Below are 22,009 nucleotides of genomic sequence, written 5' to 3' on the forward strand. Positions count from 1 at the left end.
GAGAGAAAGGAATGTCTTCAATGATTCGCGCGGCCCTGCTGGGCCTGGTGCTGGCCTTCGTCGCCGGCTGTACCTCGAAGCCGGTGATGGTGCCCAAGGAGTTGCTGGTGGTCGGCCACTCCTACTCCGACGTGGAGATCCAGGAGGCGATCGTCAAGGCCGCCGCCCAGCGCGGCTGGACCGTGCGCCGCGTCACCCCGGGCCTGGTCCAGGCCGACATCACGGTGCGCAATACCTTCTTCGCGGCAGTGGACATCCACTACAGCCTGAGCAACTTCCGCATCGATTACCGCGACAGCCGCAACCTCGACTACAACGACGGCAAGATCCACCGCAACTACAACCGCTGGGTCTACAACCTCGACAAAAGCATCATGCGGGAACTCAAACGCACCGAATCCGATCGGATGGTGCAGCGTGCCCTCAACGAACATCGCTCCAACAGTTACTAATCAAGGAAAGACACCATGCGCTTGAAAACCTGGACCGCCACCACCGCCCTGCTGCTGTGCGCCCTGCCTGGCATCAGCCAGGCGCGGGATACCGCGCTGTACCTGCCGTTCAACAAGGTCGTGGATCAGATGACTGCGGAGAAGAAGCTCGACGGCTCGGTGAAGTTCTACCTGGCGGGTGTGCAGCCGCGCGGCAAGGTCAAGGTGATCAGCCCGAATGCGACCACCAACAAGAAGACCAACGCCTTCAACAAGACCGACGAAGTGGCATGCGAATGGGCCCTGCAATCGGCCCTGCTGACCATGCAGGACGCGGCGAAGAAGGTCGGCGCCAACGCCGTGACCAATATCGCCAGCTACTACAAGAAGAACGAGCGCAAGGACGCCAGCACCTACGAGTGCCACGCCGGCGCCGTGATTGCCGGTGTGGCGCTGAAGGGCGACCTGTCCAAGGTCGACTGATCCCGTTCAGCGGGTACGCGTGAGCAGCTCGACGAAGGCCCTGGCCATCGCCGAGCGTTGCTCGCGCCGCTGCACCAGCCACACCGCGGTGACCGCATCGGCATCCAACAGGGTGCGGTAGACCACGCCATCGATACGCATGCGCTGGAACGACGCCGGCAGCACCGACACCCCCAATCCCGCCGACACCAGGCCGATGATGGTCATCACCTCCGCCGCCTCCTGGGCGAAATGCGGGGTGAACCCGGCTTGCCGCGCCAGGCTCAGCAACTGCGCATGCAGGCCGCTGCCGTAGCTGCGCGGGAAAAACACGAAGGGCTCGTTGGCCAGGGCCTTGAGTTCCAGGCCCTTTTCCGACCCCTCGACCAGCGGGTGATCGGCGTTCAGCACCGCCACCAGCGGCTCGCGGAACAGCTCGGTGGCCACCAGCGATTCCGGTAACGCCAGCGGCCGCATCAGGCCGACCTCGATGCTTTCATCCAGCAATGCATCGGCCACGTCACGGCTGCTCATTTCCTTGAGGTTCAGGTGCACCGCCGGGAAGCGCTGGCGGAAACTGTAGATGGCCTTGGGAATGCTCGAGTTGAACGGCGCCGAGGAGGTGAAGCCGATCTTCATCTCGCCCAGTTCGCCCAGTTGTGCGCGGCGGGCGACATCGGCGGCCTTGTCGACCTGGGCCAGGACCTGGCGCGCCTCTTCGAGAAACAGGCGTCCCGCTTCGCTGAGTGCCACCCGTCGGTTGGTCCGCTCGAACAGGCGCGCGCCCAGCTCCTGCTCCAGGGCCTGGATCTGCTGGCTCAGCGGCGGCTGGGAGATGCCCAGGGCCTGCGCGGCCCGGCCGAAATGCAGCTCTTCGGCGACAGCGATGAAGTACCGCAGGTGGCGCAATTCCATGGACGCTCCAATAGGTCGCAAAACCTCTTAAACAGGTCGAACAATATATTGGAAATGATCATTAGCCAGCTATATGCTTTTTTCAGTCGCCCCTACAGGCCGCACCCCGCCGAGGCTCCCCGTGAAAACTGCTGTAGCGCCCCACGCCCACGACCTTCCCCCTGAACCGGTGGCCGACGTCGCCGCCGCCCTGACTGAAACCTGGATCGAAAAAGGCACCCCGGCCTTCATGCGCACGGTGCTGGCCCTGTTCTGCGGTGGTTTCGCCACTTTCGCCCTGCTCTACTGCGTGCAGCCGATGATGCCGCTGCTGTCCCGGGACTTTTCCATCAATGCGGCGCAGAGCAGCCTGGTGCTTTCGGTATCCACTGGCCTGTTGGCATTTGGCTTGCTGATCACCGGACCGATCTCCGACCGCATCGGGCGCAAGCCGGTGATGGTTTTCGCCTTGTTCTGCGCGGCCTTGAGCACCCTCGCCAGTGCCCTGATGCCGACCTGGGAAGGCGTGCTGGCGATGCGCGCGCTGGTGGGCCTGTCGCTTAGCGGGCTGGCCGCGGTAGCCATGACGTATCTGAGTGAAGAGATTCATCCACAGCACATCGGCCTGGCGATGGGGCTGTATATCGGTGGCAATGCCATTGGCGGGATGAGCGGGCGGCTGATTGCCGGGGTGTTGATCGACTTCGTCAGCTGGCACACGGCGATGCTGGTGATCGGTGGCCTGGCCCTGCTCGCCGCGGCGCTGTTCTGGAAGGTGCTGCCGGAGTCGCGCAACTTCCGTGCGCGCTCGATGAACCCGCGCAGCCTGCTGGACGGTTTTGTCCTGCACTTCCGTGATGCCGGGCTGCCGTGGCTGTTCCTTGAAGCCTTCCTGCTGATGGGCGCGTTCGTCACCCTGTTCAACTACATCGGCTACCGCTTGCTGGCCGAGCCGTATCACATGAGCCAGGCGCTGGTCGGGCTGCTGTCGATCGTTTATCTGTCGGGCATCTACAGCTCGGCGCAAATCGGCGCGCTGGCCGACAAGCTGGGCCGGCGCCAGGTGTTCTGGGGCACCATCCTGCTGATGTTCAGCGGCATGTTGCTGACGTTGTTCAGTGCGGTACCGCTGATCATCGTCGGCATGCTGGTGTTCACCTTCGGCTTCTTCGGCGCGCACTCGGTGGCCAGCAGCTGGATCGGGCGCCGGGCGTTGAAGGCCAAGGGGCAGGCTTCTTCGCTGTACCTGTTCAGTTACTACGCGGGATCGAGCGTGGCGGGGACCGCGGGCGGGGTGGCGTGGCATTACGCGGGGTGGAACGGGATCGGGGTGTTTATCGGGAGTTTGCTGGTGGTGGCGTTGGGGGTTGCGTTGTACCTCAGCAAACTGCCACCAAAAGTGGCGTAGACACAGAACCCTGTGGGAGCTGGCTTGCCAGCGATTTGGCCCGGCCTGACAACCTCTTTGTCATTGCCGACCTCATCGCTGGCAAGCCAGCTCCCACAGGTGGTGTGCAAGCCTTGAGGGTGGGGATCAGTTCACGATCTCGACGATATCCACATCCACTTCCCGCGACATCAGGTGCTTCTCCACCTCACCGGTCAGTTTGACCCTGGTCTTGTCGTTGAACGCCACCGGCGGCAGGTCTTCGTTGTCGATCTCGACGGTGATGGTGCCGGTGTTGTCCTTGAACTCGTACTTGTCGTCGTTGTTGACCTTCTTGATCACGTAGCCGGTCAGCACTACCGGGGTGTCGTCAGCGGCATCGTTGGCTGCGGCCACGGTAGTGACGCTCTGCGCGCCCGGGCCGGTGTAGCCGGTGCCGGCCGCCAGGGCGGCGGTGCTGAACAGAGGGGCGAGGATAAGGGCGAGATAGCGGGTTTTCATGGTGCTGATTCCTTGGCAGGTTTTGATGGAATCAGAGTACCGGGGCAGGCTGAATTGAAGCTTAAACCTGGTATTTCTGTCAGTTGTGCCTGAATCGAAGCGCATGGCTTGATGATTTCTCCTTCACGAGGACATCGACATGCTCACACACGCCCTGCGCTATTTCTGCGTGCTGGTCGCGCTGTTCCTGCTTATCTCCTGCACCATCAGCCCTGATGACCCAGGGCGCAGCGTGGTCCTGCGCCTGCAGCAGCGCTTCGACGATACCCGGCCGGAGTGCGCCGATGGCAGCGCGGCGATCAACTGCAACGGCGTCATCATCCGCGCCATCCGTGATTCGTCCAACCCGGCGTTCTGGAACCCCAGTCCGGAGAATGTCGAGCGCAAGGGCGTGTCCTTTTCCTATATCCGTAAGGATGTGGGCAATGAACGACTGGCGGGCGATGCCGGGTTGATCATGGCCCCGCTGGGGGAACCGAGCGGGCAGCCGCTCACGGTGAGGTGCGTATTTCCGCTGAATGCGGCGACTGACAGTCGTATCGAAAGTTGTGGCACGGAGCAGTTTCCGCTGCCTTGCCATCTCAGTGGGGTAGTGGATATTCCGAGCTGGCAGGCGCACTTTGCCGAGTACACAGGAACCAAAGCCTGCTACTTCGAGCCCACGGCGCGGTGGTTCCAGTTCAGTATCGACGTGCGCCAGCACTTCCCGCATCCAGTGCATCGTACCCTGTGGAATGAGGTGGTGATTGCACCGTGGCCGGAGAACATCCCCGACAAACTGCCTTTGGAGGCGCTGTATTACAGCGGCGAAGGCCTGGAAAGGGCAAGGCAGATGCAGGACAGCTTCATGGCCGCGACCGGGAAATTCATTCCCATCGTCAGGATCGATCTGACCAGGACGCCGGTGTTCTATTACGAGCCGAAGGATCAAAGGGTGCAGCCAAACTAACTGGCGACGCCTAAACCTGTGGGAGCTGGCTTGCCAGCGATTACGATGGTGGGCTCACTACCACAATCGCTGGCAAGCCAGCTCCCACAGTGGACCGGGTTGCCCTGTCAGCCGTGATACTGGGCTGAAAGCTCATGCACCGCGTTGATGAACACGCCTGCATGCTCCGGATCCACCTCAGGGGTGATGCCATGACCCAGGTTGAATACATGGCCGCTGCCCTTGCCGTAGCTGGCGAGAATGCGCGCCACCTCGGCACGGATGGCTTCCGGCTTGGCGTACAGCACGGTCGGGTCCATGTTGCCCTGCAGCGCGACCTTGTCACCGACACGACGGCGGGCGTCGCTGATTTCGCAGGTCCAGTCCAGGCCCAGCGCATCGGCGCCGGCTTCGGCGATGCTTTCCAGCCACAGGCCGCCGTTCTTGGTGAAGAGGATCACCGGCACCTTGCGCCCTTCGTGCTCGCGGATCAGGCCGCTGACGATCTTGCGCATGTAGGCCAGGGAGAACTCCTGGTACGCCGCCGCCGAGAGGTTGCCGCCCCAGGTGTCGAAGATCTGCACGGCTTGCGCGCCAGCGAGGATCTGCCCGTTGAGGTAGCTGGTAACCGACTGCGCCAGCTTGTCCAGCAACAGGTGCATGGCCTGCGGGTTGTCGTAGAGCATGGCCTTGGTCTTGCGGAAGTCTTTCGACGAGCCGCCTTCGACCATGTAGGTGGCCAGGGTCCAGGGGCTGCCGGAGAAGCCGATCAGCGGTACACGGCCATTCAGTTCGCGACGGATGGTGCTGACCGCGTCCATGACGTAACCGAGGTCCTTCTGCGGATCAGGGATCGGCAGTGCCTCGATGTCGGCCAGGGTGCTGACCACTTTCTTGAAGCGCGGGCCTTCGCCGGTCTCGAAGTACAGGCCCTGGCCCATGGCGTCGGGGATGGTGAGGATGTCGGAGAAGAGGATCGCGGCGTCCAGCGGGTAGCGGTCCAGCGGCTGCAGGGTCACTTCGCAGGCAAATTGCGGGTTCATGCACAGGCTCATGAAATCCCCGGCCTTGGCACGGCTGGCGCGGTACTCAGGGAGATAACGGCCGGCCTGGCGCATCATCCACACCGGGGTGACGTCTACAGGTTGCTTGAGCAGCGCACGGAGGAAACGATCATTCTTCAAGGCAGTCATGTCGGCATCCGGAAAAAAAGTGCGGGCATTTTCTCAGACGGGCAAAGAAAAGGCACGGTACTAACCGTGCCTTTTCTCTATCGGGTGCCGTGGGTCAATAGTTTTCTCTGTTGAGAAATCAGACGCCCAGGTAGTCCAGGATCCCTTCCGCCGCGTTGCGGCCTTCGAAGATCGCGGTCACCACCAGGTCGGAACCGCGGACCATGTCGCCACCGGCGAAGATCTTCGGGTTGCTGGTCTGGTGCTTGAACGTGCCTTGCTCCGGGGCGACGACGCGGCCCTGGCTGTCCGTCTGGATATCGAACTGCTCGAACCATGGCGCCGGGCTCGGACGGAAACCGAAGGCGATGACCACGGCATCGGCCGGGATGATCTCTTCGGAGCCCGGGATCGGCTCGGGGCTGCGACGGCCACGGGCATCCGGTTCGCCGAGACGGGTCTCGACCACCTTCACGCCTTCGACCTTGTCTTCACCGATGATGGCGATCGGCTGGCGGTTGTAGAGGAACTTCACGCCCTCTTCCTTGGCGTTCTTCACCTCTTTGCGCGAGCCCGGCATGTTCGCCTCGTCACGACGGTAGGCGCAGGTCACGGCCTTGGCGCCCTGGCGGATCGAGGTGCGGTTGCAGTCCATCGCGGTGTCGCCACCGCCGAGCACCACGACCTTCTTGCCCTTCATGTCGACGAAGTCTTCCGGCGACTTTTCGAAGCCCAGGTTGCGGTTGACGTTGGCGATCAGGAAGTCCAGGGCGTCGTGCACGCCCGGCAGGTCTTCACCGGGGAAGCCGCCCTTCATGTAGGTGTAGGTGCCCATGCCCATGAATACGGCATCGTATTCGGCGAGCAGTTGTTCCATGGTCACGTCCTTGCCCACCTCGGTGTTGAGGCGGAACTCGATGCCCATGCCGCTGAAGACTTCGCGACGATTGCTCAGCACGGTCTTTTCCAGCTTGAACTCGGGGATGCCGAAGGTCAGCAGGCCACCGATTTCCGGGTTCTTGTCGAACACCACCGGGGTCACGCCACCGCGCACCAGGACGTCGGCACAGCCAAGGCCGGCAGGGCCGGCGCCGATGATGGCGACGCGCTTGCCGGTCGGCTTGACCTTGGACATGTCCGGACGCCAGCCCATGGCGAAGGCGGTGTCGGTGATGTACTTCTCCACCGAACCGATGGTCACGGCGCCGAAGCCGTCGTTCAAGGTGCAGGCGCCCTCGCAGAGGCGGTCCTGCGGGCACACGCGGCCGCAGACTTCCGGCAGGGTGTTGGTCTGGTGCGACAGCTCTGCTGCCGCGAGGATGTTGCCTTCGGAGACCAGCTTCAGCCAGTTGGGGATGAAGTTGTGGACCGGGCACTTCCATTCGCAGTACGGGTTGCCGCAACCCAGGCAACGGTGGGCCTGCTCGGCCGACTGCTGGGGCTTGAAGGGCTCGTAGATTTCCACGAACTCTTTCTTGCGCTGGCGCAGCAGCTTCTTCTTCGGATCCTTGCGCCCGACTTCGATGAACTGGAAGTCATTACTCAGACGTTCAGCCATTTTTCAAAACCTCTATACAGCAGCTGCAAGCTATAAGCTGCAAGCCGCAAGTCGATCACTAATGCCCGGCAAACCTCGTACTGCTTCACTTGCAGCTTGAGGCTTGCCACTTGCAGCTGCTTTATTGCGGGTTGGCCCGGGTGCTGGAGAGCAGGTTCTTCAGGTTCGCCGCCTTCGGCTTGACCAGCCAGAAACGACGGACGTAGTCGTCCAGGTTTTCCCAGAGCTCGCGGCCCCATGCACTACCGGTTTCTTCGACGTACTCGGTCAGCACGCGGTGCAGATGGCTGCGGTAAGCCTCCATCGCCTCGCCGGTGATCCGCTGGATTTCCACCAGTTCATGGTTCAGCTTGTCGACAAAGCTGTTGTCCATGTCCAGCACGTAGGCGAAACCGCCGGTCATGCCAGAGCCGAAGTTGTAGCCGGTCTTGCCCAGGACGCAGACAAAACCACCGGTCATGTATTCGCAGCAGTGATCGCCAGTGCCTTCGACGATGGCGTGGGCACCGGAGTTGCGCACCGCGAAACGCTCGCCCGCGGTACCGGCGGCGAACAGCTTGCCGCCAGTGGCGCCGTACAGGCAGGTGTTACCGACAATGGCGCTGTCCTGGGTGGCAAACGGGCTGCCGGCTGGCGGCACGATGGTCAGCTTGCCACCGGTCATGCCCTTGCCGACGTAGTCGTTGGCGTCGCCTTCCAGGTGCATGTTCAGACCACCGGCGTTCCACACGCCGAAGCTCTGGCCAGCAGTGCCCTTGAAGCGGAAGGTGATCGGCGCCTTGGCCATGCCCTGGTTGCCGTGCAGGCGGGCGATTTCCCCGGAGATCCGTGCGCCGATGGAACGGTCGCAGTTGCAGATATCCAGCTCGAACTCGCCGCCGCTCTGGTCGCGAATGGCTGGCAGCGCCATCTCGACCATCTTCTCGGCCAGGGTGCCCTTGTCGAAGGGCGGGTTGCGGTCGACCTCGCAGAACTGCGGTTTGTCGGCCGGCACGTGGGCGCTGCCCAGCAGCGGGCTGAGGTCGAGGTGTTTCTGCTTCTCGGTTTCACCCGGGAGCATTTCCAGCAGGTCGGTACGCCCGATCAGCTCACCGAGGCTGCGCACGCCCAGCCTGGCCAGCCATTCACGGGTTTCCTCGGCGATGTAGGTGAAGAAGTTCACCACCATGTCGACGGTACCGATGTAGTGGTCCTTGCGCAGCTTGTCGTTCTGGGTGGCTACGCCGGTGGCGCAGTTGTTCAGGTGGCAGATGCGCAGGTATTTGCAGCCCAGGGCGATCATCGGCGCGGTGCCGAAGCCGAAGCTTTCGGCGCCGAGGATGGCCGCCTTGATCACGTCGAGGCCGGTTTTCAGGCCGCCGTCGGTCTGTACCCGGACCTTGCCGCGCAGGTCGTTGCCGCGCAGGGTCTGGTGGGTCTCGGCCAGGCCCAGTTCCCACGGGGCGCCGGCGTACTTGATCGAGGTCAGCGGCGAAGCACCGGTACCGCCGTCATAACCGGAGATGGTGATGAGGTCGGCATAGGCCTTGGCCACACCGGCGGCGATGGTGCCGACACCGGCTTCCGCCACCAGCTTGACCGAAACCAGCGCCTGCGGGTTGACCTGCTTGAGGTCGAAGATCAGTTGCGAGAGGTCTTCGATCGAGTAGATGTCGTGGTGCGGCGGAGGCGAGATCAGGGTCACGCCCGGCACGGCATAGCGCAGCTTGGCGATCAGGCCGTTGACCTTGCCGCCTGGCAGCTGGCCGCCTTCGCCCGGCTTGGCACCCTGGGCCACCTTGATCTGCAGCACTTCGGCGTTGACCAGGTACTCGGGGGTGACACCGAAACGACCGGTGGCGACCTGCTTGATTTTCGAACTGCGGATAGTGCCGTAGCGCGATGGATCTTCGCCGCCCTCACCGGAGTTGGAGCGCGCGCCCAGGCGGTTCATCGCCTCGGCCAGGGCTTCGTGGGCTTCCGGCGACAGTGCGCCGAGGGAGATACCGGCGGAGTCGAAGCGCTGCAGGATGGCTTCCAGCGGTTCGATCTCGCTGAGGTCCAGGGCCTGGTCGGCGGTCTTGACCTTGAGCAGGTCGCGGATCATCGACACCGGACGGTTGTCCACCAGCGCGGTGTATTCCTTGAACTTGGCGTAGTCGCCCTGCTGCACGGCAGCTTGCAGGGTGTTGACCACGTCAGGGTTGTAAGCGTGGTATTCGCCACCGTGGACGAACTTCAGCAGGCCGCCCTGCTGGATCGGCTTGCGCGCGCTCCAGGCTTCGGCAGCGAGCAGTTTCTGCTCGTTCTCGATGTCGACGAAGCGTGCACCTTTCAGACGGCTCGGAACGCCACGGAAGCTCAGGTTGACCACTTCCTCGGACAGGCCGACCGCTTCGAACAGTTGCGCGCCGCGGTACGAGCCAATGGTGGAGATGCCCATCTTCGACAGGATCTTCAGCAGGCCCTTGGAGATGCCCTTGCGGTAGTACTTGAAGACTTCGTCCAGGTCGCCCAGCACTTCGCCGGTGCGGATCAGGTCGGCCAGCACTTCATAGGCCAGGTACGGGTAGACGGCGGACGCACCGAAACCGAGCAGCACGGCGAAGTGATGCGGGTCACGGGCGGTCGCGGTTTCCACGAGGATGTTGCTGTCGCAGCGCAGGCCCTTTTCGGTCAGGCGGTGGTGTACCGCGCCGACGGCCAGGGAGGCGTGGGCCGGCAGCTTGCCCGGAGCGATATGACGGTCGCTCAGCACCAGCTGGGTCTTGCCCGCGCGCACGGCTTCCTCGGCCTGGTCGGCGATGCTCAGCACCGCGGCTTCCAGGCCCAGGCTTTCGTCGTAGTTGAGGTCGATCACGTGACGCTCGAAGCCTTCGCGCTCGAGGTTCATCAGCGAACGCCACTTGGCTGGCGAGATCACCGGCGAGCTGAGGATCACCCGGGAAGCGTGCTCCGGGGATTCCTGGAAGATGTTGCGCTCGGCACCGAGGCAGATCTCCAGCGACATGACGATGGCTTCGCGCAGCGGGTCGATCGGCGGGTTGGTCACCTGGGCGAACTGCTGGCGGAAGTAGTCGTAGGTCGAACGCACGCGCTGCGACAGGATCGCCATCGGCGTGTCGTCGCCCATCGAGCCGACCGCTTCCTGGCCCTGCTCGCCGAGCGGACGCAGCACTTGGTCACGCTCTTCGAAGGTGACCTGGAACATCTTCATGTACTGCTTGAGCTGGTCGGCGTCGTAGCTGGCCACGCCCTGGTCGTCGCTAAGGTCGGCCTGGATGCGCAGGGCATTCTGGCGCAGCCAGCGCTTGTACGGGTGGCGCGACTTCAGGCGATCGTCGATGGCATTGGTATCGAGGATCTGGCCGGTCTCGGTGTCGACCGCGAAGATCTGGCCAGGACCGACACGGCCCTTGGCGATCACGTCTTCCGGCTTGTAGTTCCACACGCCGATTTCCGAGGCCAGGGTGATGTAGCCATTCTTGGTGGTGACCCAGCGCGCCGGGCGCAGGCCGTTGCGGTCGAGCAGGCAGACCGCGTGGCGACCTTCGGTCATCACCACGCCGGCCGGGCCGTCCCACGGCTCCATGTGCATGGAGTTGTATTCGTAGAAGGCGCGCAGGTCCGCGTCCATGGTCTCGACGTTCTGCCACGCTGGCGGGATGATCATCCGCACGCCGCGGAACAGGTCGATGCCACCGGTGACCATGAGTTCGAGCATGTTATCCATCGAGGACGAGTCGGAACCCACGCGGTTGACCAGCGGGCCGAGCTCTTCCAGGTCCGGAATCAGTTCGTTGGCGAACTTGGTGCGACGGGCCTGGGCCCAGTTGCGGTTACCGGTGATGGTGTTGATCTCGCCGTTGTGGGCGAGGAAGCGGAACGGCTGCGCCAGCGGCCATTTCGGCAGGGTGTTGGTGGAGAAGCGCTGGTGGAACACGCAGATCGCGGTCTGCAGGCGCTCGTCACCGAGGTCCGGATAGAAGGCGGCGAGGTCCGCCGGCATCATCAGGCCCTTATAGATGATGGTCTTGTGCGAGAAGCTGCAGATGTAGTGGTCGCTGTCTTCGGCGTTGGCCACCGAGGAGCGACGACGGGCGCTGAACAGCTTGATGGCGAATTCCTGATCGCTCAGGCCTTCACCGCCGATGAACACCTGCTCGATCTGCGGCAGGCGCTCCAGGGCCAGGCGGCCGAGGACGCTGGTGTCGATCGGCACCTGGCGCCAGCCGACCAGTTGCAGGCCGGCGGCGAGGATTTCGCGATTCATGTTTTCGCGAGCGGCTTCGGCCTTGGCGGCGTTCTGGTTGAAGAACACCATGCCCACGGCGTACTGCTTGGGCAATTCAGTGCCGAAGGTCTCCTGGGCGATGGCGCGCAGGAACTGGTCGGGCTTCTGCATCAGCAGGCCGCAACCGTCACCGGTCTTGCCGTCGGCGTTGATCCCACCACGGTGGGTCATGCAGGTCAGGGCTTCGATAGCCGTTTGCAAAAGGTGGTGGCTGGGTTCGCCCGTCATGTGGGCGATCAGACCGAATCCACAGTTGTCCTTGAATTCTTCGGGATGGTACAGACCTGTTTTCATAGACACTTTCTCACCAGGTTCGCCTCTCACAAAGGCAAATCTTTTTAATTCAACCACTTACCATCCACGCCGAACGGACGTCAGCTTTGCGGGGGGCAATACGGGTGCCATTGTTGCACGGCGACAGTGAATCCCACAAATTTGATGACGAATCATCGAAAATCCATGTCGCATTTTTGAATGTTTTTAAGCGAGCGCCGTGGTAACGGCTTGGCTTGAGTCTGAAGCGTTTCAGCCTGGACTGCAAGAAGGGCTTGTGGCCGGCAGTCTGGGACAGAAAAGCCTGCCGTGCATATGCACAGCAGGCTGCCTGTGGAATCAGAGGTTGATCAGGCGGCGGGGTAGGTGCCGCCCGGATCAGGCTATTAATTAGCGCGTCGCAGCGAGCTCTTGTTGGACGCTTGCGACAGTGCGAGGCCAAGGTTTACCAGCCTGGACCTTGGCTGGCAAGGCTTTGATGGCATTCAGTGCTGCATCACGGCTGGAGAAGCTGCCGTAGGTGATGACATACAGCGGCTTGCCCTGCAGGTTTTTCTTGAAGTAGCGATAGTCGCCACCCTGGGCTTTCACGTAGGCCTGGGCGGTGGCTTCCGAGCTGGTGCCGAGGATCTGCACTACGTAGTTGCCCGGGGCCTGGGAGCCGTACCAGCCGCTGCCAGCGCCGCCGGCTGCCGGTTTGGCTGCTGGTTTTTCCGCTGGCTTGGCGGCAGGAGCAGCAGGCGCGGCAGGCTTGGCCACGGCTACTTCAGCGGGCTTCGGTGCAGGTGCAACCGGCTTGCTGGCGGCAGGCTGGTGAACCGGTGCAACCGGTTGTGCCGAGGCGATGGTCTGGGACGGCTGGATCGGCTGCGCCGGCGTCGGTGCCGGGCCGGCCACGGCGCCATCAGGCGGCGCGGTGGTGGTCACGGTTGGCGGTTGCAGCGCGGTATTGCCGGCCGGACCACCTTCCTCACCTTCGTTCATGCCGGTGGATTCCGCCAGCGGACCGCGCATCACCGGCTGGGACTGACCCACCAGCGGCAGCGGCATCGGCTGCGACGAGCCGGCGAATTCGATCGCCGGGCCGCCATTGTTGTTCGGTTGGGCGTTGCTTGGCTGACCCTGGCCCAGCGGCAGTTGCGCCTGCTCGGCAGGTGCGCTGGTCTTGGGCTGGTCGCCTTTCTTCGGCATCAGCACGGCAGCGCCGACGGCGACGAGTACCACGGCAGACAGTGCCAGCACATGTTTCTTCGGCATAGTGAACCCCACTGATGGTCGCTTCGCCGTCGAGCGGCTGGCGATCATGGCTTCGATCAAGGTATCGCGGGCGACCTGGTTGATATTGCCAGGCCAGCCTTCGGAGTTTTGCTGGATATCGGCGATCTGCTCGGCCGTGAACACCTCGATACCGCGACCTGCGCCTTCCAGACGCTGCTCCAGGTATTCCCGGGTCTCGTCTTCGCTGTAGGGCTGCAACTCGATGACATGGAAGCGCTCGTCTTCGATCTCCAGCGCATCCAGGCTGGTGATTAGCGAAGGCTCGCCGAACAGGAACACATGGGGACGACCCTCAGCGGTGCCCGCCGCCAGTTCCAGCAACGCTTGGAGCGCCGATTCGCCAAGTTGTTCCGCATCGTCCACCAGCAAGTAGACTTCCTGGCCGGTCAGGCCGAGCTGCACGACCTGGGACAGGATCGGCTGGACCTCGGCCTTGGCCACGTTCAGCGACTGCGCCACCTGGGCCAGCACGCTCGCCGCGTCGCTGGCGCCACGGGCGGAAATCACCACGCTCTGCACCGACTGCTTGTTGGTGCTGGCGACCAGGGCCTGGCGCAGCAGGGTCTTGCCGCTGCCTTGCGGGCCGGTCACCACCAGCAACAGCTGGCTGTAGCGGGCGAGGTGGTGCAGTTGCCCCAGGACCGGCTTGCGCTGGGCGGGGAAGAACTTGAACCCCGGAACGCGCGCGGCGAAGGGGTCGTGGTTCAGCTGGTAGTGGCCGAGAAAGGCCTCGTCGGCATGCAAACTAGTCATCGGGCTCTCATCGACCTCAAAGCTGGGCCACGATGGCAGGGTAGTCCGCTGCCAGCGTGGCCTGAAGAATCTCTTGCGGGTAGTCATCCGTGACCACGGCCTCGCCCAGCTTGCTCAGCAGGACCAGGCGCAGACGACCATCGAGTACTTTCTTGTCCACCGACATGTGCTGCATGAACTGCGCCGGGGTCATGTCCTGTGGCGGCACCACCGGCAGGCCGGCACGCTGCATCAGGCGAATGCCACGGTCGCGGTCCTGCTGGCTGATCCAGCCCAGGCGCATGGACATTTCCAGGGCCATGACCGTACCGGCCGCCACCGCTTCGCCGTGAAGCCACACACCATAGCCCATCTGGGTTTCGATCGCGTGGCCGAAGGTGTGGCCAAGGTTCAGCGTAGCGCGCACCCCGGACTCGCGTTCGTCAGCGCCGACCACGGCAGCCTTGGCCGCGCAGGAGCGACGGATGGCTTCGGTCAGCGCTGCGCCATCGAGGTTGCGCAGGGCATCGACGTTGTCTTCCAGCCAGCCGAGGAACGGCTCGTCGCAGATCAGGCCGTACTTGATCACTTCGGCCAGGCCGGCAGACAGCTCGCGCGGCGGCAGGGTGCGCAGGCTGGCAGTATCGATCAGCACCGCGTTGGGCTGATAGAAGGCGCCGACCATGTTCTTGCCCAGCGGGTGGTTGATGCCGGTCTTGCCGCCCACCGAGGAATCGACCTGGGACAACAGGGTGGTCGGCACCTGGATGAAGTCGACGCCGCGCTGGTAGCAAGCGGCGGCGAAGCCGGCCATATCGCCGATCACCCCGCCGCCGAGGGCGACGACCGTGGTGCGGCGATCATGCCGTGCAGTGAGCAGGGCATCGAAGATCAGTTGCAGGGTTTCCCAGTTCTTGTAGGACTCGCCGTCCGGCAGGACCACCGGCAGCACCTTGTAGGCACCCAGGGTCTGGCTGAGGCGCTCCAGATACAGCGGCGCGACGGTCTCGTTGGAAACGATGGCGACCTGCCGGCCGGCAATATGCGGCGCCAGCAGTTCAGGTTGGTCCAGCAGCCCTTCACCGATGTAGATCGGGTAGCTGCGTTCGCCCAGGTCGACCTTAAGTGTCTGCATGTATCCCCACAAAGAACGAAGACGCGGACTGGAAGTCCCGGTCCGCGTGATAACAAAGTGCCCTGTCAGAGCATGACTGGTCGCCGAGGATAATCATGCGTCAGCGGGGCGGCAACTTCTGCAAGCGCTCGAGAATATCCAGCACCACCATGCGCGGTGGCCGTTCGTCGGTTTCCACCACCAGGTCGGCGATCTCCCGGTACAGCGGATCACGCAGCGCCAGCAGGTTGCGCAGGGTTTCCTCGGGATTGGCGGTACGCAGCAAGGGGCGATTGCGGTCACGGGCGGTACGCCCGACCTGCTGCTCCACCGAAGCATGCAGGTAGATGACGCGGCCGCCATCATGCAGCGCCTTGCGGTTGGCATCGCGCATTACCGCGCCGCCACCGGTGGCCAGGACCACCCCGTCGGCCGCGCACAGCTCGGCGATCATGGCCTGCTCGCGATCGCGAAAGCCCGGCTCGCCTTCCTTGTCGAAGATCCACGGGATATTGGCGCCCGTGCGCAATTCAATTTCCTTGTCGGAATCCTTGAAAGGCAGGCGCAGTTCTTTGGCAAGCAGGCGGCCGATGGTGCTTTTGCCAGCACCCATCGGCCCAACAAGTATCAAATTTCGCACAGAATCAATGACTCACAGCAATCGCCTGGTCATTCATGATACGCGGAGTCAGGAAGACCAACAGCTCGGATTTTCTTTCTTGGACGGTGGAGCGACGAAACAGCCGCCCAACATACGGCACATCGCCGAAAAATGGCACCTTATCCACCACATTGTTTTTGCTGGTGGAGTAAACGCCGCCAATCACGATGGTCTGGCCGTCGCCCACGCGTACCCGGGCGTTGACCTCGTTCTTGCGGATCGGCGGTACGGTGCCCTGGAGATTGAGGTAGTCCGGTTCGTCCTTGGTCACCTTGACCTGCATGCTCACCTCGCCACCGGGCATGATCTGCGGAGTGACCTCCAGCGACAGCGAGGCCTCGCGGAAGGTGATGGATGTCGTGCCATTGGCCCCCGATTCCTGGTACGGCACCTCGGAGCCCTTGAGGATCCGCGCGGTTTCCTTGTCGGCGGTGAGCACCTTGGGCTGGGAGATGATCTCGCCGTTGCCGGACTTCTCCATGGCACTCAGTTCCAGGTCGAGCAGGCCGCTGTCGCCGATCAGGCCGAAACCGATTCCTGACGTTGCACGCTCGATCCCCAGGTCGACGAAGGTCGATGAGCCCGCCTCGCCAATCCCCGGAATGACGCGGCCACCCGCAGAACCGCCCCAGCGCACACCCAGGCCGCGCTCGTAATCGACATTGGCCTCGACGATCCGCGCCTCGATCAGCACCTGGCGTACCGGCACGTCCAGTTGCCCGAGCAAGCGGCGCAAGGTGTCGAGACGCTGTGGTTGCTGGCTGGTGATCAGGGTATTGGTGCGTTCATCGACGCTGATCGGGCCCCAGGGGTCCTCCTCCGGACCAGCGTCGAGCAGGGGCACGAGCAGGCTGGCAAGGTCCGCAGCCCGGGCATGGCTGACCTGCAGCAGTGCCTGCTCCCTGGGCCCGTAGGCCGGGCGCCCGCTGTTCTCCAGTTCCCCGAGCGGCGCCACCAGCAGGACATTACCCTCCAGGCGTTTGCCCAGCCCCTTGCTGCGCAATACCGTATCCAGCGCCTGCTCCCAAGGAACCTCGTGCAAGCGCAGGGTGATATTGCCGCGCACCTCGTCGCTGACCACCAGGTTGACCCCGACGAAGTCCGCCAGCACCTGCAGCACGGCGCGGACTTCGACATCCTGGAAGTTCAGCGACAGTGGCTTGCCGGGATCGGCCAGGGCCACGGGTGATAGCAGCATCAGGTACAACAGCCATGATCTGAACGTCCTGTTCATATTCTTCCTCCAATCAAACACCCTGACGCCCCCCCTGTAGGAGCGTGGCTTGCCCGCGAAGGACCGCACAGCGGTCCCAAATTCTCGCAGTCAGCACCATTTTTGGGAGCGCTTCGCACTCCTTCGCGGGCAAGCCACGCTCCTACAGAGCCAAGCGCCATCAGCTTTTGGAGAGCATCAGCACCCGCGCTATCCCTGTCGCGACGCCCTGAAGCTCCACCCGCCCCTCCTCTATTGCTACCACCTGGCCCGAGCCGATGCGGTCGCCTTCTCGCAGCAAATGCACCTCCGCCCCAAGACGAACCAGCGCCGCCTGCCCCTTCGGGTCCCGCAGATAACCCACCATCCGCGCCTGATCCAGGGACACTTCAGCCACGGTCGAGGCAAACGGCTCGAACGGGTTGTGCACCTGCGAAGAGGGCGCCACGGCCGTTACCGCAACCGCACCCGACTGAAGCGCCCGGTAAGCCTGCAGCCGCAACCCCAGGCGCAATACCCCGGGCGAGGCCTCGTCCGTCGCGACCAGGTGCAACTCATGCAACGTCACCAGCTTCTCCAAGCCACCCAGCCCCGCGAGAAAGCGCTTCAAGGCCCGGTACTCACCCGCCACCTGCACCTTGATCGGCAGCTCCACATGATGCTGCCGCGATTCAGGCTCCAGCACCGAGACCTGCTCGAACGACAATCCCGCCCCCAACTGACCAAGACTCTGCAACAGGCTCGCCAGTCCATCCTCGTCGAACAGCTCGCCCTGCCGGCGCAGCAGATCGGCCTCCAGCCGTGCGAGATGCGCCTGGTGAACCGCCTGCGAATCCACCTGGGCCGAACGCTCCTGCCATTGCCGTTGCAGTTCGTCATGCCGGCCCTCCTCCACGGCGATCGAGCCAAGCACCTCGCGACAGTGCAAGCCGAAGACCAGCCCCGGCACCAGCAAAAAGCACGCGCCCAGCAGCATGACCTTCGCCCACCAGGGCCAGCGCAGCAGCGCACGCCAGTCCAGGGCCGGATCGAGCAGCGCAAGGCTCATGACGACTCCAGGCTGACCAGAAGCCGAAAGCGCTCGCCCGTCGGAGAAGAAACCAGCTCCTGCAGATCCGCCGCCCCCAGGCCAGGTGACTGCCCGAGGTTGCGCAGCAACTGTGCGACATCACTGCCGCTGCGAGCCAGACCGGACAAGCGCAACTCTCCTTCGCTCAGTTGCAGCTCGCTCAGGCGAGCGCCCGGCGGGACGATGTCCATTAAGCGAAAAAGCAGGTCACCACCAACGCCTTGCTGCCGCACCATCCCCTGCAGCTCCGTCCATTGCGCCTGCAGGACCTCGCCCCGCTCACGAAGCAGCGCAACCTGCGCAAGCCCCTCGCTCAGCCCGGCAATGCGCTCACTCAGCCGGGCATTGGCCTCCAGCTGGCGCTCCAGGCGCTGACTGACCAATGCAACCCCCAGCAGCGACAGCAGTGTCCCCGCCAGCAGACTGGCGAGCAGCAGCCCCTGCCAGCGGCGGATCGCCCGCTGCCGACGCCATTCCCGCCACGGCAGCAGGTTGATTCCGGCCATCAGTTGTAGCCCCGCAGGGCCAGGCCATAGGCGACCCCCAGCAACGGTGCGGCCTGCTCCAGCACATCGTCATCACGCTGCGGCAACAGCAGCCCCGCCAATGGATCGAAGGTCCGGGTGGTAATCCCCAGATGCCACTGCAACTGTTCGGCAAGCCCTTCCCAACCCGCTTGCGCACCCGCCAGCCAGAGCCGGTCCGGCATCGCGCCGGGCTCGCGCAACAGGCACAGGTCGACGAACTCCACCAGGCTTTCCAGGCGCGGCTCCATCGGCACACGACGCTCACTGAACAGCAGCCCGCCATCCACGCGGAAACCATGAAACACCCAGGCATCCGCTTCCAGCAGCAGCACCGCCGACACCCCCGGCGCCTGGCGAGCCAGCACCCGCTGCCAGGCATGGCTGTCGATATCGACGATCCGTGCCCGCAGCCCCGCCAGGTCCATGACCCGCTCCAGGCTGTCCAGCCATTCCTGGCGACAGGCGGTGAAGGCCACGTTGAGCATCCCTGGCGTGCCGGGCACCACCCGGTAATCCAGCGCCGCCTCCTCCACCGAGAAGGGAATGAACTGTTCGGCCTCGTCGCGCAACCGCTCGTCGATTTCCTCGTCGTCCAGCCCCGATGGCATGGCCACCGCATGCTGGATGACCGCCGCAGAAGGCACTGCCAGCACCGCCTCGCGGACGCTGGTGCCGCTGCGTTGCCGGGCCCGGCCGATCGCCTCGGCCACCACCTCGTGGGCCACCACCCGGCCGTCCGCCAGGGCACCCGGCGGCAGCGGCTCGATCCCCCAGCCGCGCAAGGCCAGCCCGCGTGGGCGGCGCTCCAGTTGCAGCAACCTGACGGCGCCAGAGGCAATTTCCAGCCCCAGCAGTGAACCGCTATCCCGATCTGTGCGTCCAAACATCCTGTTTTCCTCGTTCAGCCTTGAAAAAAGGCAGCAAGCCGCCGTCCTGGCGAGGGCGGCAACAGCGCCACCTTGACACCCGGTGCAAATCACGCGTGGAAGTGAAAATTGCTTATAATGCGCAGCGTTTTCCGGCCCGCCGGGCCCTGCGCTCAACCCAAAACTCCAACTGGACACCCCAAAGCCTTGATACGCCTGCTGAAGTTCTTCTGGTGGTCTTTCGTCGCGGTCATCTGCGCAGCCGTTCTCGGTCTGAGCGGCGCGTTTCTGTATCTTAGTCCCAGCCTCCCGTCGGTGGAGTCGCTGCGAAGCATCCAGTTGCAGATACCCCTGAGGGTCTACAGCAGTGACGGCAAGCTGATCGCCGAGTTCGGCGAAATGCGGCGGTCTCCAATCCGTTTTGCGGATATTCCCCCACACTTCATTCAGGCATTGCTGTCAGCCGAGGACGACAATTTCCTCAATCACTACGGCGTCGACCCGAGCAGCCTGATGCGCGCGGCCACGCAACTGCTCAAGTCCGGGCATATCCAGACCGGCGGCAGCACCATCACCATGCAGGTGGCGAAGAACTTCTTCCTGACCAGCGAGCGCAGCTTCTCGCGCAAGACCAACGAGATCCTCCTCGCCTTGCAGATCGAGCGCGAACTGACCAAGGACGAGATCCTCGAGCTGTACGTCAACAAGATCTACCTGGGTAACCGCGCCTACGGCATCGAAGCGGCGGCGCAGGTGTACTACGGCAAGTCGATCCGCGACATCAGCCTGGCGCAGATGGCCATGATCGCCGGCCTGCCCAAGGCGCCGTCGCGCTTCAACCCGCTGGCCAACCCGGCCCGGGCCAAGGAGCGTCGCGACTGGATCCTCGGGCGCATGTACAAGCTGGGCAAGATCGACGAGACCAGCTACCAGGCCGCCCTCGCCGAGCCGCTGAACGCCAGCTACCACGTGCCGACGCCGGAAGTGAATGCGCCGTACATCGCCGAGATGGCCCGCGCCGAGATGGTCGGCCGCTATGGCAGCGATGCCTACACCGAAGGCTTCCGCGTGACCACGACGGTGCCGAGCAACCTGCAGGAAATGGCCAACAAGGCCGTCCTCGACGGCCTTACCGAATACGACCAGCGCCACGGCTACCGCGGCCCTGAATCGCGCCTGCCGGGCAAGACCCGCGCCGCCTGGGTGCAGGAACTGGCCAAGCAGCGCACCCTCGGCGGCCTCGAGCCGGCGATCGTCACCCAGGTCGAGAAAACCGGCCTGCGCGTGCTGACCCGCAACGGTGAAGAGGCCACCGTGGCCTGGGACACCATGAAGTGGGCGCGTCCGTTCCTCAACACCAACAGCCAGGGCCGCGCGCCGCAACAGGCCGGTGATGTGGCCCAGGTCGGCGACCTGATCCGCGTTCGTCGCAAGGATGACGGCAGCCTGGCCTTCAGCCAGGTACCGGGCGCCCAAAGCGCACTGGTCACCCTGGACCCGAGCAACGGCGCGATCCGGGCCCTGGTCGGTGGCTTCTCCTTCGAGCAGAGCAACTACAACCGCGCCACCCAGGCCAAGCGCCAGCCGGGCTCGAGCTTCAAGCCGTTCGTCTACAGCGCGGCGCTGGATAACGGCTACACCGCCGCCAGCCTGGTCAACGATGCACCGATCGTGTTCGTCGACGAGTACCTGGACAAGGTCTGGCGGCCGAAGAACGACACCAACACCTTCCTCGGCCCGATCCGCATGCGCGAGGCGCTGTACAAGTCGCGCAACCTGGTGTCGATCCGCCTGCTGCAGAGCATGGGCGTGGACAGCACCATCGACTACATCGCCAGGTTTGGCTTCAACAAGCAGGACCTGCCGCGCAACCTGTCCCTGGCCCTGGGCACCGCGACCCTGACGCCGATGGAGATCGCCACCGGCTGGAGCGCCTTTGCCAACGGCGGCTACAAGATCAGCCCGTACCTGATCGAGCGTATCGAGAGCCGTAACGGCGAGACCCTGTTCACCGCCAACCCGGCGCGTACGCCGTCGGGTCACGAGGACCAGGGCGGGATCGCCGCGCCGCAGGTGCAGCCGATCACTACCGATACCCAGCAGACGGCCCCGGCCATGCCACAGGCGCCGGTGATTGCCGAGCAGATCATCGACGGCCGCACCAGCTACATCCTCACCAGCATGCTGGAGGACGTGATCAAGCGCGGTACCGGGCGCCGGGCCATGGCCCTGGGCCGCAACGACCTGGCAGGCAAGACCGGCACCACCAACGAGTCCAAGGACGCCTGGTTCTCCGGCTACAACGCCGACTACGTGACCACCGTCTGGACCGGCTTCGACCAGCCGGAGACCCTGGGCCGCCGTGAGTACGGCGGTACCGTGTCGCTGCCGACCTGGATGAACTTCATGGGCCAGGCCCTGAAGGACAAGCCGGAGCACCGCCTGCCCGAGCCGGAAGGCATCCTCAGCCTGCGCGTCGACCCGGTCAGTGGCCGCGCGGCGACGCCGAGCACGCCGAATGCCTACTTCGAGCTGTTCAAGGCCGAAGACACGCCGCCGTCGGTGAACGAGATGGGCAATGGTGCCGCGCCTGGCAGTCCGCTGCCGGCGGATGAGGCGGCGCCGATGGATCTTTTCTGATCTTGAGCCACAAGCTGTAAGCCTCAAGCG

The 22,009-nt window shown here is 63.9% G+C and carries 17 protein-coding genes; 5 read left to right on the forward strand and 12 right to left on the reverse strand.

The window, feature by feature from the left end:
• Positions 1 to 11: 11 nt before the first annotated feature.
• Positions 12 to 452 (forward strand): hypothetical protein, encoded by a 441-nt coding sequence (locus tag AC2CQI_RS18785; protein WP_484577561.1) that lies wholly within the window; start codon positions 12 to 14, stop codon positions 450 to 452.
• Positions 453 to 467: 15 nt separating this feature from the next.
• Positions 468 to 914: an excinuclease gene (locus tag AC2CQI_RS18790; protein WP_484577562.1), complete on the forward strand. Its 447-nt coding sequence runs from the start codon at positions 468 to 470 to the stop codon at positions 912 to 914.
• Between the two features lie 6 nt (positions 915 to 920).
• Here the strand turns inward: AC2CQI_RS18790 and AC2CQI_RS18795 are convergent, their stop codons facing one another.
• Positions 921 to 1,808 carry a LysR family transcriptional regulator gene (locus AC2CQI_RS18795; RefSeq protein WP_484577563.1) on the reverse strand — a complete coding sequence of 296 codons (888 nt, stop codon included), beginning with the start codon at positions 1,806 to 1,808 and terminating at the stop codon, positions 921 to 923.
• A 121-nt stretch (positions 1,809 to 1,929) separates the two neighbouring features.
• On the opposite strand from AC2CQI_RS18795, the gene AC2CQI_RS18800 reads away from it, so the two are divergent.
• Positions 1,930 to 3,195 carry an MFS transporter gene (locus tag AC2CQI_RS18800; RefSeq protein ID WP_484577564.1) on the forward strand — a complete coding sequence of 422 codons (1,266 nt, stop codon included), beginning with the start codon at positions 1,930 to 1,932 and terminating at the stop codon, positions 3,193 to 3,195.
• A 126-nt stretch (positions 3,196 to 3,321) separates the two neighbouring features.
• On the opposite strand, the gene AC2CQI_RS18805 is transcribed toward AC2CQI_RS18800, so the two are convergent.
• A complete protein-coding gene (locus tag AC2CQI_RS18805) occupies positions 3,322 to 3,675 on the reverse strand; it encodes a NirD/YgiW/YdeI family stress tolerance protein (RefSeq protein ID WP_075802140.1) in 354 nt (117 codons plus the stop codon).
• 139 nt (positions 3,676 to 3,814) lie between these two features.
• On the opposite strand from AC2CQI_RS18805, the gene AC2CQI_RS18810 reads away from it, so the two are divergent.
• A complete protein-coding gene (locus AC2CQI_RS18810) occupies positions 3,815 to 4,624 on the forward strand; it encodes a hypothetical protein (RefSeq protein WP_484577565.1) in 810 nt (269 codons plus the stop codon).
• 107 nt (positions 4,625 to 4,731) lie between these two features.
• On the opposite strand, the gene hemE is transcribed toward AC2CQI_RS18810, so the two are convergent.
• From hemE to pilM, 10 genes are all read right to left on the reverse strand, one after another.
• A complete protein-coding gene (gene hemE, locus AC2CQI_RS18815; protein WP_484577566.1) occupies positions 4,732 to 5,796 on the reverse strand; it encodes a uroporphyrinogen decarboxylase in 1,065 nt (354 codons plus the stop codon).
• 118 nt (positions 5,797 to 5,914) lie between these two features.
• Positions 5,915 to 7,333: an FAD-dependent oxidoreductase gene (locus AC2CQI_RS18820; RefSeq protein WP_484577567.1), complete on the reverse strand. Its 1,419-nt coding sequence runs from the start codon at positions 7,331 to 7,333 to the stop codon at positions 5,915 to 5,917.
• Positions 7,334 to 7,454: 121 nt separating this feature from the next.
• Positions 7,455 to 11,900, reverse strand: coding sequence for a glutamate synthase large subunit (gene gltB, locus AC2CQI_RS18825; protein ID WP_484577568.1), 4,446 nt, complete (start codon positions 11,898 to 11,900; stop codon positions 7,455 to 7,457).
• Between the two features lie 369 nt (positions 11,901 to 12,269).
• On the reverse strand, positions 12,270 to 13,910 hold the full coding sequence (locus tag AC2CQI_RS18830; protein ID WP_484577569.1) for an AAA family ATPase: 1,641 nt from the start codon (positions 13,908 to 13,910) through the stop codon (positions 12,270 to 12,272).
• A gap of 16 nt (positions 13,911 to 13,926) precedes the next feature.
• Complete coding sequence (gene aroB / locus AC2CQI_RS18835; protein WP_484577570.1) at positions 13,927 to 15,024, reverse strand: 3-dehydroquinate synthase; 1,098 nt, start codon at positions 15,022 to 15,024, stop codon at positions 13,927 to 13,929.
• A 100-nt stretch (positions 15,025 to 15,124) separates the two neighbouring features.
• Positions 15,125 to 15,643 carry a shikimate kinase AroK gene (gene aroK / locus AC2CQI_RS18840; RefSeq protein WP_075802147.1) on the reverse strand — a complete coding sequence of 173 codons (519 nt, stop codon included), beginning with the start codon at positions 15,641 to 15,643 and terminating at the stop codon, positions 15,125 to 15,127.
• A gap of 4 nt (positions 15,644 to 15,647) precedes the next feature.
• Positions 15,648 to 16,898: a type IV pilus secretin PilQ gene (locus tag AC2CQI_RS18845; RefSeq protein ID WP_484577571.1), complete on the reverse strand. Its 1,251-nt coding sequence runs from the start codon at positions 16,896 to 16,898 to the stop codon at positions 15,648 to 15,650.
• A gap of 160 nt (positions 16,899 to 17,058) precedes the next feature.
• On the reverse strand, positions 17,059 to 17,925 hold the full coding sequence (locus AC2CQI_RS18850; RefSeq protein ID WP_484577572.1) for a type IV pilus inner membrane component PilO: 867 nt from the start codon (positions 17,923 to 17,925) through the stop codon (positions 17,059 to 17,061).
• Positions 17,922 to 18,452, reverse strand: a complete 531-nt coding sequence (locus tag AC2CQI_RS18855; RefSeq protein ID WP_075802149.1) for a PilN domain-containing protein — start codon at positions 18,450 to 18,452, stop codon at positions 17,922 to 17,924. The genes AC2CQI_RS18850 and AC2CQI_RS18855 overlap by 4 nt, the downstream gene beginning before the upstream one ends.
• Positions 18,452 to 19,360, reverse strand: coding sequence for a type IV pilus biogenesis protein PilM (pilM, locus tag AC2CQI_RS18860; RefSeq protein WP_484577573.1), 909 nt, complete (start codon positions 19,358 to 19,360; stop codon positions 18,452 to 18,454). The genes AC2CQI_RS18855 and pilM overlap by 1 nt, the downstream gene beginning before the upstream one ends.
• A 189-nt stretch (positions 19,361 to 19,549) precedes the next feature.
• Here pilM and AC2CQI_RS18865 point away from each other — a divergent pair, with 189 nt between their 5' ends.
• A complete protein-coding gene (locus AC2CQI_RS18865) occupies positions 19,550 to 21,979 on the forward strand; it encodes a penicillin-binding protein 1A (RefSeq protein WP_484580637.1) in 2,430 nt (809 codons plus the stop codon).
• The last annotated feature ends 30 nt before the right edge of the window (positions 21,980 to 22,009 follow it).

It is taken from the genome of Pseudomonas sp. P2S-1 (assembly GCF_057197725.1).